This window comes from Olivibacter ginsenosidimutans, from assembly GCF_039542865.1.
GTDB classification, from domain to species: domain Bacteria; phylum Bacteroidota; class Bacteroidia; order Sphingobacteriales; family Sphingobacteriaceae; genus Olivibacter; species Olivibacter ginsenosidimutans.
Map to the genome: position 1 here is coordinate 326,042 of NZ_BAABIQ010000005.1, position 13,650 is coordinate 339,691.

Here is a 13,650-nt window from a genome sequence, read left to right on the forward strand (position 1 = left end):
AAATTAGTTAGGTAGTTTAATAATTTAAGAAATTTTAACTACTTCCTTTTTCAGGTATATAAGGTTCCAGAATGTTGCATTTAAAACGTAATAATGAAAGCCCTGTTTTAAAAGGCATCTCAGGAATATAAAATTAACTACCTTTGGCTCATGGACCTGTCAACACGATTTTTGGCCTTTATTCAGGAACATCAACTGTTGTTGCCACATGAACGTGTGTTGCTAGCCGTAAGTGGAGGTAAAGATTCTGTATTGATGGCCCATTTGTTTGCAGAAGCTGGGTTCGATTTTGGAATAGCGCATGTTAATTTTATGTTGCGTGCAGAAGAGTCTGCCCTAGACGAAGCACTAGTTGCTGCATTAGCTAATGAATTAACAGTACCCTATTTTGTAACACGTTTTGAGACGGATAATTATGCACAAAAGCAAGGGATCTCCATTGAAATGGCTGCTAGAGAATTGCGCTATGCTTGGTTTGAAGAGCTACGAATTGCTCACAATTATCAATATGTCGCACTGGCTCACCATCAGAACGATATGGTGGAAACCATGTTATTGAACTTGACACGAGGTACTGGGATTGCTGGTCTGCATGGTATTTTACCGAAACGGGATCGATTTATACGACCATTGCTGTTCCTAACGCGCGAGGAGGTTGATGCCGCTGTTCAAGCAAATCAATTACACTATCGGGATGATGCATCAAACTTTTCCACACAATACCAACGGAATAAATTAAGATGGGAGGTTGTCCCCGCATTGAAAGCTATCAATCCATCTCTCGAAAAAACATTTGCCGCAAATGCCAAACGTTTTGAGGAATTGAACGAATTTTTACAGACCTATAGCCGCAACCTACGGCAGGAGTTGTTTATTCCTGCAAAAGGTCAACGGTATGTTATCCACCTTAACAAACTACAGGCATTGTATCCATTAAAGACCTTACTATATGAACTTTTTCGACCATACCATTTTTCTGCGGAGGTTATTGGCGATTTGATAGCTACTTGGGAACGTACCGATCGTACCGGAAAATGTTTTTATTCACCTACACATCGCTTGCTGATCAATAGAGATGAATTATTCTTAGATCCAATAGGTGAAGAATTATTTCCCGTGATGCTGCTCTTGCCGGGGCAATCCATCAAGCTGAGGGACCGAAACCTTAGCTTACAGCTCAGTGAAGAAGGAAGTATTGTGCATAAGAAGGAAAGAGACACGATTGCTATTGATGCCGACCGGTTGGAATTTCCTTTGTTGGTGAGATCTTGGCAAGAAGGCGATTGGTTTAAACCGCTGGGTATGCAAGGAAAGAAAAAGCTGAGTGACTTTTTTATTTCGTTGAAGCTGCCATTGACGGATAAAAAAGATGTTCCAATAGTCGTGAACGGTAATGGTGATATCCTATGGGTTGTCCCTTACCGCATGGACGACCGTTGCAAAATAACTTCTGAAACAAAAAAAGTTGCTATATTAGCCTATAGATAAATATGGAAGAAGACAAACTGCTATTTGTTGAAAATCAATATCTAGGGCGCGATCGTGGCTGGGTAAGTGTACGTCTGGTGATGGCTCTATTTTGTTTTACGGCATATTATATTAGTACGGAGCGGGAGCGAAACCAGCAATTATTTTTATTAGTTGGTTGTATCATCTTGATTGTATCGATCATTATGATGTATATGTTGCATTATCGGATTACCGTAAAGAATAAAAGTGTCATCCTACAGGGCTTGTGGACTACCCGTTTAGTTAAAATAGATCTCAATAGTATTACGAAAGTAGAAAGTGGTGCCTATAGCTCCTATCTGATCAATAGTCCGGTATATAATCTACACCAAAAAGGAAAAATTAGGTTTTACGCTGGAGGCAAATCAGCCGTGTGGCTTACCGATCGAGACGGACTGGTTTATGTTATCGGAACACATCATCCTAATGACTTGACTAGAGCTATCTTAAAGGCAAAAGAATCGTAAAGTTTATGTCAATAACCCATAGCTGCATACGATTTTATCTAAGAAATACGTATGTTTGTTCATATACCTTTTTTATTTATTATTGGTTATTGAATTAAGTCTGTTGATTATGGGTTTGTTGAAAGTATTATTTATCATCATTATCGTTTTATGGCTCCTACGAATGTTGGTAACGGTATTGTTTCCTCATCTCATGGCTATGCTTGTGGGTAAAATGCAACGAGAAGCCCAAAAACAATATGGACAGCAAACAGGCCATTATTCCTATAATGAAAGCTACCAAACCAAGCCTGATGGAAAAGTACGTATTGATTATGTTCCTCCAAAATCCAACAAAAACAAGCCATCTACCGGGGCGAAAGTTGGCGAATTTATAGATTTCGAAGAAATAAAGTAATCCTTGGCCTCTTTTGCTTCGACAGCATTTAAACGAAATGTAGAACCCTTGTCAAGCAGGAAAACGAAAGTACTTCATATAAACGGCGCTTAGTATATTTGGTAAAAAATGATATTTCGGAGATTTAAGCTTCGAAATATCATTTTTTTGTAATAGGTTTGAGGTTTAGCTTTAACGTAATAGAAAAGAATGAAGAATTGGTTCAACCGGAACACCGTCCATTTTGCCATTATAGGCATCTTTATTGTGATATGCTTTGTTTATTTTGCTCCAGCTTGGCAAGGAAAAGTGCTTATCCAAAGTGATGTTACCCAAGCGCAGGCCATGCAAAAAGAAATCATGGATTTTAAAGCTGCTGATGGAAAAGCGCCATTATGGACGAATTCCATGTTCGGAGGGATGCCTTCTTATCAAATCTGGGTTTCTTATCCAAAAAATATCGGTACGCATATTATGGCCGGTATTAAAGGGATTTTTCCGTACCCAATAGACATTGTATTGCTTTATTTGCTGGGGGCCTACTTATTATTGAATGTGTTGGGTGTAAAACCTTGGTTGGCAGCCGTTGGAGCCTTAGCATTTGCTTTTACCTCATATAATTTTATCTATATCGAAGCAGGTCATGCAAATCAGGCCTATGCTATTGCTTTGTTGGCTCCTGTTGTTGCAGGGGTTTTGTGGTGTTTAAGGGGAAAGCATTTACTTGGTGCCTCCGTATTGGCGCTGTCTCTCGCGTTAGAAATAAGGGTAAATCATATCCAAGTTACCTATTACCTATTTATCGCACTACTCATCCTAGTGGGGATAGAATTATACCATGCTATAAAAGGAAAAAAAGTAGCTGATTTCCTAAAGTCCATTGGCTTTATGGTTATCGCTACCATCATTGCTATTGCGGTAAATGCAGGGCTGCTATGGACAACCTATGAATATCAAAAACATTCGATTCGTGGAAAATCCAATATTACTTCGGAAGATAGGGGGTCAGAACAACATGGGGTAAGCCGTGATTATGCTTATCAATGGAGCCAAGGAGTTGGTGAAAGCATAACGTTTTTAATTCCTGATGCCTATGGTGGTGGGTCTAATGATAAGATAGACCCGAATTCTAATGTCGCAAAGGTGCTGAGCAGTAAGGGTATCGACGTCAGTCAGGTTCCTCCGAATTATTTTCCAAATTATTGGGGTGATAAACCTTTTACCTCTGGTCCCTGGTATTTTGGCGTGATTGTGGTTTTCTTGTTTATTTTAGGTTTATTTATTGTAAAAGGCCGGATAAAATGGTGGATCCTTGCGGCTACCTTGTTAAGTATTTTTCTTTCGTGGGGTAAGAATTTTTCGCTCATATCTGATCTATTCTTTGATTATTTCCCCATGTATAATAAATTCAGGGCGGTAGAATCCAACTTGGTTATTGCCGCTTTCTTAGTGCCCATATTGGCTATCTTGGCTGTGCATGAGTTGATCAATAACCGGAAGGGAATCGATAAATTGGACAAAAAAATTCTTTATTCGCTAGCTATAGTAGGAGGTATTTCGTTTATTGTATGGGCACTTCCTGATTTATTCCTGAATTTTCAAACCAGTAACCATCAACAATGGGTACAAGGTATATCCCAATCGGTACAGGATAATGGCTTTGGCCAATCACTAGGAAATGCTTTGGTACAGGATCGGGCAGACATCGCACGTCATGATGCTTTTCGCTCCCTAATCTTTGTGCTATTGGCTGGAGGCGTTGTTTGGCTCTTTGCAAAAGATAAATTGAAAGCCCCTGTTGTGGTGGCCGCTTTAGGCGTGCTCATACTGATTGATTTGTGGGGTGTGGATAATCGCTACCTCAATAAAAATAGTTTTGTCGAAAAATCACAAGCGCAACAGTACTTCTTTAAGCCGCGTGAAGTGGACAATCTCATTTTGATGGATAAAACACCAGATTATCGTGTGTTAGATCTAACCGTAGACCCCTTTCAAAATGCTACTCCTTCTTATTTCCATAAAAATGTTGGGGGATACCATGCGGCTAAATTAATGCGGTATAATGAATTGATTGAAAGGCAATTCTCCAGATCCATTAATGAGGATGTATTGGATATGTTAAATACACGCTATGTAATTACGAATAATAAGGCGGGAACTTCCCAAAGTATTCAAAAGCGAGATCAGGCTGCGGGTAATGCTTGGTTTGTTGATCGGGTTACCTTTGTGAAGAACAATGAAGAAGAAATGCATGCGCTGGACAGTTTTGATCCCAAGAAGGAGGCCTTTATTCATGAAGAGTTTAAGCGTCAGCTGGATGAAAAACGTTTAGGTAGATCAACCAATGCAAGTATTGAGTTAACCAGTTACCGGCCAGATCATTTGATTTACGAGTATAGCGCACCGAATGATGTCATGGCAGTATTTTCGGAGATATGGTATGATAAAGGCTGGAAGGCATTTGTAGACGGCACCGAAATTCCTATTTTACGTGCAGATTATGTGCTGCGTGCTGCGCAATTGCCTGGCGGTAACCATAAAGTGGAATTTAAATTTGAGCCAAGTTCTTATTTCATGGGCGAGAATATTTCATTGGTAGCTTCTATTGTACTGGTGCTTAGCTTAGCTGCTGCAATTTGGCTTGAAAATAGAAAGAAATCAGTCGTTAGTCCGACGGTGAAGTAAATAGTACCAAGCTAAATGGAAGGCAATAATACCATGATGAAGCACATTGGGTAAAAACCCATAATACTTCGTGAAAATTTGGAAGCGTTCTTTTAAGCTCTGCCAATGTCTTTTTTTAGACATACCGCCCACTAAATATTTCGCTACATATTGGTGGGTATTGACGATGTAGCTTGCTTTCTTAGCTGCCTTTAAGATCCAATCAATGTCTGCGCTGAGTTGATAACGTAAATCATAAGGTACCGTTAGGGATCGTTTGATATAAATGGCTTGGTGACTAATGCTCATTCCGTATTTAAAACTTTTCCATGTAAAGGCTTTTGGAGCACGGTGTCGGCGTCTGCCAAGGCTCTTTCCATCTTGGTCAATCATTTCTGTTTCACCATAATAAATATCAGCATTTGATGCTGAGGAAAATACGTTTTTAACCGTTTCTGCAGCATAAATTTCATCACCGGAATTCATAAATAGCACATAGTCGCCTGTCGCCTGTCGTAACCCTTTGTTCATGGCATCATAAATACCTTTATCGGGCTCACTGATTAGCCGGTGTATGTACTTTTGGTAGCGTTCGATAACCTGAAGTGTTCCATCGGTTGATGCGCCATCAACAATAATGTATTCCATATGTGGATAGCTTTGCTTTACAACCGATAGGATAGTTCGTTCAATATCCTGAACGTTATTGTATACAATAGTAATTACGCTTAATGTAGGGGCCATTTCATTCAAAAGTAAAAATTAAAAACCGCTTCTGAGTGATACGTTTTAAGCCAAATTCAGCAATAGGCCATAAACCGTATGCCTAGAGCTTAAAGCGTAGCGCGTAATGCGGGGTAAAAATATACGTATATCCTAGAACGGATCACTTAACTAAAAAAATCTTGATGCGCATGCTTTATATTTTTTTAATGTATTTTCTCCAGAAATCGGGTTGGTATTTTTGCCAGGCATGGCAGCCAAAGGGAAGTTGATGGTGGATTAATTCGAAGGCTTGTGATGGATTCCGTTCAAAAGCAAAATGTAGGGCTTCCCCACTGGTCGGTTTTTTAAAGGGAACAAATAGCGTCCAGATCATGTCTTCATTTTTGGGTAAGAGTTTAAACATCCAGCTGGCCCAAAAACTCCACTTTTTATGGCTGCTTATTTTCCGCAAAGAGAGACCTCCGTTTCCCACCTTATTTACCAATCGTTTGGATAGATTAATAATCGGTTTTTTTCGTGAAACAATTGGAGGCGCTTCAAGCCATGGTGCTCCAATATAATCGTACCCCTTTTCTGCCCATTGGGTGAGGTCGTCCCTAAAAACCCAAGCATCCAGCTGGTAAAGGAGAATATAATCATACTGCTGAAAAGCTTGATAAAAGTGCTTACTGGTGAGCAAACGACTATATCCTTTGATGTTTTTGAAATAAGCGTTTTCGAAGCGTTGGACTAGGATAGGTTTCTCCGTTAAAGCCTCATAATACGTTGTATTCAGGGATTGCGGTACGGCAAGAATAACAGGGTAACGATGCAGCACTTCTACACATTGCCAAAATGCGTATCGCTCATCCAGATCGGCAAGCTCTTTATAAACAGGAATAACGATAGCAATCTTCATGGAGTGAATTTATGTTTAAGTTTAAACCATCGATTGATTAGAAATTTCCTGCCGCGTTTAAACCAAGAACCTTTTCGATGTTTATAGAAATGCTTCACTGCCGTCAATGCGTGTGCATCCTCTTGTATGGTTGCTGGAAAAAAAGTTACCGGCTTTCTTGATGGATGCACCTTATAGGTACTTTCAATAATCGAATGCACACCACTGCCATCATGTCCAATATTTTCAATTAATGATTTTGCGGGATAAAGCACTAAACCTTTTTGGAGAAAAACGGACGCATGCCATCGGATGGCCCACGAATCATTCTTGCCCGATTTAAAGTCGAGTAGTTGTGTCCAATAATTATGCATCGTTCCATCTACTGTAAAGCGATAGATCATATCTTCATCAAACTGCTCATATAGCCGATTGATATCGGGTTCAAAATGCTGCCAAGCTCTTTTCCATGTGGCCCAGCCCCAACTGCTAACCGATCGTAAAAAGAAGGTCTCCGGTAATGTCTGTGCGGGTTTAATTGGAAACATATAAGCCGCTATTTGCATCACTTGCTGTTCCTGTTCATAGCGTAAGAGTGCCTCGTTAAAGTAACTTAAGGCATAGGGCGAAGAAAGTAAATCATCTTCAAATACAATCACTTTACCATATTCATTGACCAACCAAGTTATGCCATCAATAATGGTTTTCGCCAGTCCCATATGCGTGTCACGGGCGATGAGTTTTACCGATTTAAATCCTGAGACTGCTGCTGCAATTGTCCTTACCTCTGTTACTTGGTCTTCATCACTTGCCTGCCTAGGTGCATCGGAAAAGATAAATAATCTCGTTTCGGCAGCCAGCAAATTCTGTTGAAGATAGTTGAGTGTTCGCCGGGTATGTTCCGGCCTATTGTAAACAAATAAAGCAATGGGAGCAGGGTTTTGCATGATACTAATTTTATGCTTATCGTCTCCGTGTTAAGAAGTTATCAATTATTTCATTGACATCAGGTGAAATCCGGCTATAGTAACTTAATAAGATAAATATACCTCCAATGGTAACCGAACGAACAATTATATCTACTATAAAATGTGGCATAATTGGAATAAATTTTCCTACAAACAAACTGATCAACGAAATGACTATTATTAATACAATTTTGCTGTTAAATGGTTGAAGTTGAAATTTAAGTTTCAAATATAACCAAAAACTAACATTCGTTAGAAGCATCGTTAGCAAATAACTCCAGGCTGCGCCTTCTAATCCGTACTGTGGAATGAGCCATATATTAAATAAAAAGCAGACAGTAGCCGCAATTGCCATGAATAACATCACTAAACGGTAATGTTTGGAAAAACCAATGATGGCTTGATTGATACCTCCGGTGGCGTCTACTAGAAAAGCAATTCCAACAATGATTAAGACATCAAAATAGGCTGGATACTCCGGTTTCTTCAATAAAATCAAAATATTATCTCTGTTAGCAATCAAGCCAATGAGTAATAAGCTACCTGCTAAGCATTGGATGAGTGTTGTTTTCTTGTAGATCTTTTCAATTTTATACAGATCGTTCTCTTTCCAGGCATTAGCAATGATCTGGTAAGAAGTAATGTTTAATGCCCGAGACGATAAAGTAATAATTTGAGCCATAGCGAAAAAGGTGCCGTAAATTCCCACCATTTCTTCACCCATAAAGAGTTTGATCAGAATGACATCAAGGTTCTGCAATAAGGCAAAAGAACTTCCGCCTAGCATGGAATAAAACCCAAAACGTAACATGTGACGATATTCCGTTTTTACAGCTGGTTCTATGGAGGAAAAACGATAGATCTTCGTTTTGACAATATACCAAGTTATAATCAGTACCAATAGGATATTGCCTACTAAATATAAATCGATAAAGCCTCGATAGGTAATTGCTCCCATGAGGATTAAAAGAGCGCCTAATGTGCTAAATAAACGGAGTACAACTTCTCTTAAAAAGGATGGAAGTATTGTTTTGAAGCTTGTGCGTGCAAAGGATTCCTGAATAAGAAATAATGTGGCACAAGCTGCAATAGGAAAAAAATAGCCATAATACTGGTCCATTAAAGATGCTGCTTTACCGCCATCCGTCTTTAATGCGATAACCTCTTTTTTTAATAGCAGAAAGCCAATACTAAATAAAGTGAATGTGATGCAACAAATGGTAAAGATATAGGTAGCAAAACCATGGTGTTTCTTATCGTTTGTTCTAAAGAAGGGCAAAAATCGCGTAATCACATTGCTGATACCTAAGGAGGCAAATTGAGTGTACAAAATAATAACCGCGATCAAGATGTTATAAAAGCCAATCTCTTCTAAGCTAAGGCTTCTTTGGAAAATAATCATCAGATTGATAAATCCCAATGCTGTACCCAAGTAGAGCGAAATGCTATTGACAATACCTTGTTTTTTGATTAGATTCATGCTCTTATCTTTGCTGCCCCCAGTAAAATTTGATTTAGTTTGGCTATTTGTTGCTGAATATCGTAGTGTTTTACCATATGTTGACGAGCCGCTTGTCCCATTTGCTCAGCAAGTGGCCTAGATGCTGCTAAAGTCAGCATATGTTGTGCCATGGCGTCCTGATCGTATTCATCGACTAAGAATCCGGTTACTCCTTCTATCACGGCTTCTTTTATACCGGCATGACGAGTGCTCACAATAGGCAATCCTGCAGCAGATGCTTCTAAAACAGTATTGGGAGTGCCTTCCATATCGCCATCTTTAGCCGTGACCGAATGTTGCACGTAAGCATAGGTGCGACGACTCATGAGTTGAATAATTGCCTTTCGATCCAAAACGCCAGTGAAGGTTACCTGTTGTACAATATTCAATGCTTTTGCCCTTGCTTTGGCTTCTTGTGCTAAAGGGCCGTCTCCAACCATGGATAGGTGAGCGGTGGGGAATTGCTGTGCCACTTGAGCAAAGGCATTTAAGGTGATAATCGGTGCTTTTTTATCCACCAGTCGACCGATACTGAGAAAATGGGGTTCAGCTGACAACCTCACGGGCTTAAATAAATCGGTACGAACACCATAAGGAATAAGATGAATTTTGTTCGCATCGGCACCTAATTGGAGAAGACTTTCGCGCATATCGTTCGAAACAACAATTAAGGCTGAAGCGTAGGCAAAAGCTTTTTTATATAAGTCTTTGAACGTGTTTAACAACTCTTGCCGATGGGCATCAACACCATGGAAATGAATAACCAATGGTACCTCGGCCATAGCACATGCTTTGGTTATTGTAGCTCCTACAGTGCCATATTGCGCTAACACTACATTAATCTTTTGTGCTTTCAAATAGTTTACTAAAGCACTATTCCTCACAGCAATATCTCGCTTTTTGAATAAACGCTTTTGTATGAGATAGGATAAGATACCGGTAACTGATTTTATCAAAAACTTTCCGTTCGGTTGATAAACAGGAAAATCACCACCGTACAACACCTGTTTTTCTCCGGGCAACAGTTCAATTTGTGTTTGGATAAATGTTTCGGAGTAGCTGGATTTATTGGGTTTTATGATACATATTTTCAGGGAATCCATGGCTAGCTGAGTTTTTTTCTGATGCTCATCTCCCGTAGTTTTCCCACTCCTTTATCCCGAATCCGCTTCATTGATCGGAGTATTTTTCCGAGTAGGTTAATGGGAATAGGTTGGAAAAAGGCTGCCTCAAAATCATTGTTTCTTTCAAAAACGATATGCGCATAATCACCTACTCTCCAAATGTTTTTTATTTGATACAGTAAAACTTCAGTTGCTGTATCCACAGACAATTGGTTGATGATCGATAGGGAAATATGTTCATCAACGGGTTGCATGGTTTCTGGTTTATGGACTGCCGACCATTTTAAATTATGTGGGGTTGGAACGGATAATATTAAACGTCCTTGGTTGGCTAAAAGTTTACGAATGGCAGCATGGACTACTGGTCGATCCGCTACAGCAATATGTTCATACACATCCATAAAGATGATTAAATCAAAGTTGCCGGAAAACGTTTCCGGAGTTAAGATGCCCTCCACAAAGGTGGTATGTTGATTTCCAAAAAGTTTGCTTGCTATTTCGATCGATTTAGAACTGATGTCTATACCCGTGATTTGTGCATCTGGCCATCTTTTATGCATACGATAGCAAATAGAGCCAACGCCACAGCCTACCTCCAATATGCGTAGCGGTTGTTTTTTTCGAGGTGCATATGTTAAGATGGTTTTCCACGCTGCATCAACCCGTGGATTACCATAAAGGTAGTTATGGAGTTTAGTTTGTACAACCGTATTGTAATAGGAAACAATATCTTCTTCTCTCAATTGATCAGGCATGTTCAAGATAGCTTATTCTACAGGACCTAAAGTTAACGTGGTTTTTTGGCAAATACAACATAAAGTGCTGCATCTCTATTGCGCTGTTTTTGTGTATGGAGTTTGTCTGCTAAAAAGATGACTCCTTGCATGAAAAAAGCAGTGATGCCATGTAAAAATTTAGGTAACTTATTGATCAATGCATCTTGAAAAAGCTGGAGACCACTAGCAGATAATCCTAATATACCTGTAAATTCTTCTATTTTAAAACCGCGGCTTTCGATCAGTTTTGTAGACCAGCGCTTGTCCACCGCCAGTAGTCGTTAGGCGTGGGATGATAATACCAATAGCCATGGGTAGAAAGGATTAAGGTGCCTTCCGGTTTAAGCAATCGCCAGGCTTCATCCAGATATCCTTCTGGTGAATCGACATGCTCTAAGACTTGATTGGACAAAATAATATCCGTGAATTCGCTGGGGAGCGAAGTTTTACTATCGAAATCAATATGGTGATGCGCTAAAGGATTCATCTTTAAATCGACTCCAACATATTCGCGTACTAAGGGTTTAATGACCTCATAATAAGGCATATCTCCACATCCAAAATCAACCAAATGTAATTGGTCGACTTGTATTTTTTTGAGCATATGAAGCGTAAGGTCTCTAAGTTTACGCAAGGTTATGTATCTTGTGGAGAAGATGGTTGGTTTTAGACGCTTATTTTTCATCGATAGGATTTTTTCGTTAATAAAATTAACGCAAAAAGGCAGCCAATTGCTGCCTTTTTACGAATAAAAATTCAATTACTGAAATTTCTTAGCGTTTACTTTTCGCTCATTTTCCGTAAGATAGATTTTCCTCAAGCGAATATTTTGGGGTGTCACCTCGATGTATTCGTCTGATTGGATATATTCCATTGCCTCTTCTAAAGAGAATTTGATAGCGGGAGCTATTCGTACATTATCGTCGCTCCCTGAAGCACGCATATTGGTTAATTGCTTACCCTTAACGATATTAACCACCAGGTCATTGTCTCGGGTGTGTTCACCCACAATCTGGCCTTCATAGATATCTACACCGGGATCAATAAAGAAACGGCCACGGTCTTGCAACTTATCAATAGAATAGGCTGTTGTTTGGCCCTTTTCCATGGATACCAATACGCCCGCTAAGCGACCGGGTATTGTGCCTTTCCAAGGTTGATAGTCTTTAATCCGGTGGGCCATAACTGCCTCTCCGGCCGTTGCGGTTAATACATTATTACGCAAACCGATAATGCCGCGAGATGGGATTTCAAATTCTAAATGTTGCATGTCACCTTTGGTATCCATGACCAGCAATTCTCCTTTACGTTGCGTAACCAATTCGATTACTTTCCCGGATACTTCGGCTGGTACATCGACTACTAAGGTCTCAATCGGTTCGCACTTTACGCCATCAATTTCTTTAACAATGACTTGTGGTTGTCCCACTTGTAGTTCATAACCTTCCCGGCGCATCGTTTCAATCAATACCGATAAATGAAGAATGCCACGACCATAGACTAAAAACGCATCGGCAGAATCGGTAGAAATTACCTTTAATGCTAGGTTTTTTTCCATCTCCTTTTGCAAGCGATCATGCAAATGACGGGATGTTACGTATTTACCTTCCTTACCAAAAAATGGTGAATTGTTGATGGTAAACAACATATTCATGGTGGGTTCGTCAATATGAATAACCTCCAATTGCTCTGGGTTTTCGAAATCCGCAATCGTATCTCCGATATCGAAACCTTCAATGCCCACCACGGCACAGATATCACCGGCCGAAACTTCCGAAACCTTTACCTTGCCCAAACCTTCGAAGGTGTATAATTCTTTTACACGGGATTTCACAATTTTGCCATCACGTTTTACCAACGATACGGGTTGATTTTCTTTAATAACACCTCGTGCAACACGGCCAATAGCTATCCGACCGACAAAAGATGAATAATCTAAAGATGTAATTTGCATCTGTAAGGTGCCTTCGTTATAGGGAGCTGGCGGAATATGTTCCAAGATGGCTTCCAGCAGATCGGTAAAATCCTCCGTAGGTTGCTTCCAGTCTTTAGACATCCAGCCCATTTTGGAAGAACCATAAAGTACTGGAAAATCCAGTTGTTCTTCAGTTGCGTCTAAGTTAAAGAATAATTCAAAAACCTGTTCGTATACCTCTTCTGGTCTACAGTTTTCTTTGTCTACTTTGTTGACAACTACAATCGGTTTTAAACCTAAGCCGAGTGCCTTTTGGGTGACGAAGCGCGTTTGGGGCATAGGGCCTTCAAAAGCATCAACCAATAGGATAACGCCATCAGCCATTTTTAAAACCCGTTCAACTTCACCTCCAAAATCAGCGTGGCCCGGAGTATCGATAATATTTATTTTTACATCTTTGTACTGAATGGAAACATTCTTTGATACAATGGTAATACCGCGTTCTCGTTCCAGATCATTGTTATCCAAGATAAGCTCACCCATTTGCTCATTATCGCGGAAGAGTTTCGTAAAGTGTAAAATTTTATCAACCAAAGTAGTCTTTCCATGGTCAACGTGGGCGATAATCGCGATGTTTCTAATTTTCTGCATGTAAGCAAGTACTTATAACTCAAATGGCGATAAATGGCACTTTGCGATTTACCCCAGTTTGAAAATTTTGCGCAAAGGTAATTATTCCAATTGAAA

The 13,650-nt window shown here is 39.7% G+C and carries 13 protein-coding genes; 4 read left to right on the forward strand and 9 right to left on the reverse strand.

The window, feature by feature from the left end:
* Positions 1–150: 150 nt before the first annotated feature.
* The 4 genes from tilS to ABD930_RS04995 all read left to right on the forward strand — a co-directional run bounded on the left by tilS (position 151) and on the right by ABD930_RS04995 (position 5,037).
* Entirely contained in the window at positions 151–1,488 is a 1,338-nt protein-coding gene (gene tilS / locus ABD930_RS04980; RefSeq protein ID WP_345230600.1) for a tRNA lysidine(34) synthetase TilS, read from the forward strand.
* A gap of 2 nt (positions 1,489–1,490) precedes the next feature.
* On the forward strand, positions 1,491–1,976 hold the full coding sequence (locus ABD930_RS04985) for a hypothetical protein (protein WP_345230601.1): 486 nt from the start codon (positions 1,491–1,493) through the stop codon (positions 1,974–1,976).
* Between the two features lie 109 nt (positions 1,977–2,085).
* Entirely contained in the window at positions 2,086–2,373 is a 288-nt protein-coding gene (locus ABD930_RS04990) for a DUF4834 family protein (protein WP_345230602.1), read from the forward strand.
* 189 nt (positions 2,374–2,562) lie between these two features.
* Positions 2,563–5,037: a YfhO family protein gene (locus ABD930_RS04995; RefSeq protein ID WP_345230603.1), complete on the forward strand. Its 2,475-nt coding sequence runs from the start codon at positions 2,563–2,565 to the stop codon at positions 5,035–5,037.
* Here ABD930_RS04995 and ABD930_RS05000 read toward each other — a convergent pair.
* From ABD930_RS05000 to typA, 9 genes are all read right to left on the reverse strand, one after another.
* Positions 5,011–5,760, reverse strand: coding sequence for a glycosyltransferase family 2 protein (locus tag ABD930_RS05000; protein ID WP_345230604.1), 750 nt, complete (start codon positions 5,758–5,760; stop codon positions 5,011–5,013). The two genes, ABD930_RS04995 and ABD930_RS05000, sit on opposite strands and share 27 nt — an antisense overlap.
* Positions 5,761–5,935: 175 nt before the next feature.
* Positions 5,936–6,640, reverse strand: coding sequence for a DUF5672 family protein (locus ABD930_RS05005; RefSeq protein ID WP_345230605.1), 705 nt, complete (start codon positions 6,638–6,640; stop codon positions 5,936–5,938).
* Positions 6,637–7,566: a glycosyltransferase family protein gene (locus tag ABD930_RS05010; protein WP_345230606.1), complete on the reverse strand. Its 930-nt coding sequence runs from the start codon at positions 7,564–7,566 to the stop codon at positions 6,637–6,639. Before ABD930_RS05010 ends, ABD930_RS05005 begins: the two co-directional genes overlap by 4 nt.
* Positions 7,567–7,582: 16 nt before the next feature.
* Positions 7,583–9,067, reverse strand: a complete 1,485-nt coding sequence (locus tag ABD930_RS05015) for a lipopolysaccharide biosynthesis protein (protein ID WP_345230607.1) — start codon at positions 9,065–9,067, stop codon at positions 7,583–7,585.
* Positions 9,064–10,191 carry a glycosyltransferase gene (locus ABD930_RS05020; protein WP_345230608.1) on the reverse strand — a complete coding sequence of 376 codons (1,128 nt, stop codon included), beginning with the start codon at positions 10,189–10,191 and terminating at the stop codon, positions 9,064–9,066. The genes ABD930_RS05015 and ABD930_RS05020 overlap by 4 nt, the downstream gene beginning before the upstream one ends.
* A 2-nt stretch (positions 10,192–10,193) precedes the next feature.
* Entirely contained in the window at positions 10,194–10,967 is a 774-nt protein-coding gene (locus tag ABD930_RS05025) for a class I SAM-dependent methyltransferase (protein WP_345230609.1), read from the reverse strand.
* A gap of 32 nt (positions 10,968–10,999) precedes the next feature.
* Positions 11,000–11,257, reverse strand: a complete 258-nt coding sequence (locus ABD930_RS05030) for a hypothetical protein (RefSeq protein WP_345230610.1) — start codon at positions 11,255–11,257, stop codon at positions 11,000–11,002.
* Positions 11,230–11,673, reverse strand: a complete 444-nt coding sequence (locus tag ABD930_RS05035) for a class I SAM-dependent methyltransferase (RefSeq protein ID WP_345230611.1) — start codon at positions 11,671–11,673, stop codon at positions 11,230–11,232. Before ABD930_RS05035 ends, ABD930_RS05030 begins: the two co-directional genes overlap by 28 nt.
* A gap of 75 nt (positions 11,674–11,748) precedes the next feature.
* Complete coding sequence (gene typA / locus ABD930_RS05040) at positions 11,749–13,554, reverse strand: translational GTPase TypA (RefSeq protein ID WP_345230612.1); 1,806 nt, start codon at positions 13,552–13,554, stop codon at positions 11,749–11,751.
* Positions 13,555–13,650 lie beyond the last annotated feature (96 nt).

What these genes read in the sequence shown, in the direction of transcription:
- tilS (WP_345230600.1), top strand. Translation starts at nt 151, where the DNA reads ATGGACCTGTCAACACGATTTTTGGCCTTTATTCAGGAACATCAACTG.
- ABD930_RS04985 (WP_345230601.1), top strand. Translation starts at nt 1,491, where the DNA reads ATGGAAGAAGACAAACTGCTATTTGTTGAAAATCAATATCTAGGGCGC.
- ABD930_RS04990 (WP_345230602.1), top strand. Translation starts at nt 2,086, where the DNA reads ATGGGTTTGTTGAAAGTATTATTTATCATCATTATCGTTTTATGGCTC.
- ABD930_RS04995 (WP_345230603.1), top strand. Translation starts at nt 2,563, where the DNA reads ATGAAGAATTGGTTCAACCGGAACACCGTCCATTTTGCCATTATAGGC.
- ABD930_RS05000 (WP_345230604.1), bottom strand. Translation starts at nt 5,760, where the DNA reads ATGGCCCCTACATTAAGCGTAATTACTATTGTATACAATAACGTTCAG.
- ABD930_RS05005 (WP_345230605.1), bottom strand. Translation starts at nt 6,640, where the DNA reads ATGAAGATTGCTATCGTTATTCCTGTTTATAAAGAGCTTGCCGATCTG.
- ABD930_RS05010 (WP_345230606.1), bottom strand. Translation starts at nt 7,566, where the DNA reads ATGCAAAACCCTGCTCCCATTGCTTTATTTGTTTACAATAGGCCGGAA.
- ABD930_RS05015 (WP_345230607.1), bottom strand. Translation starts at nt 9,067, where the DNA reads ATGAATCTAATCAAAAAACAAGGTATTGTCAATAGCATTTCGCTCTAC.
- ABD930_RS05020 (WP_345230608.1), bottom strand. Translation starts at nt 10,191, where the DNA reads ATGGATTCCCTGAAAATATGTATCATAAAACCCAATAAATCCAGCTAC.
- ABD930_RS05025 (WP_345230609.1), bottom strand. Translation starts at nt 10,967, where the DNA reads ATGCCTGATCAATTGAGAGAAGAAGATATTGTTTCCTATTACAATACG.
- ABD930_RS05035 (WP_345230611.1), bottom strand. Translation starts at nt 11,673, where the DNA reads ATGAAAAATAAGCGTCTAAAACCAACCATCTTCTCCACAAGATACATA.
- typA (WP_345230612.1), bottom strand. Translation starts at nt 13,554, where the DNA reads ATGCAGAAAATTAGAAACATCGCGATTATCGCCCACGTTGACCATGGA.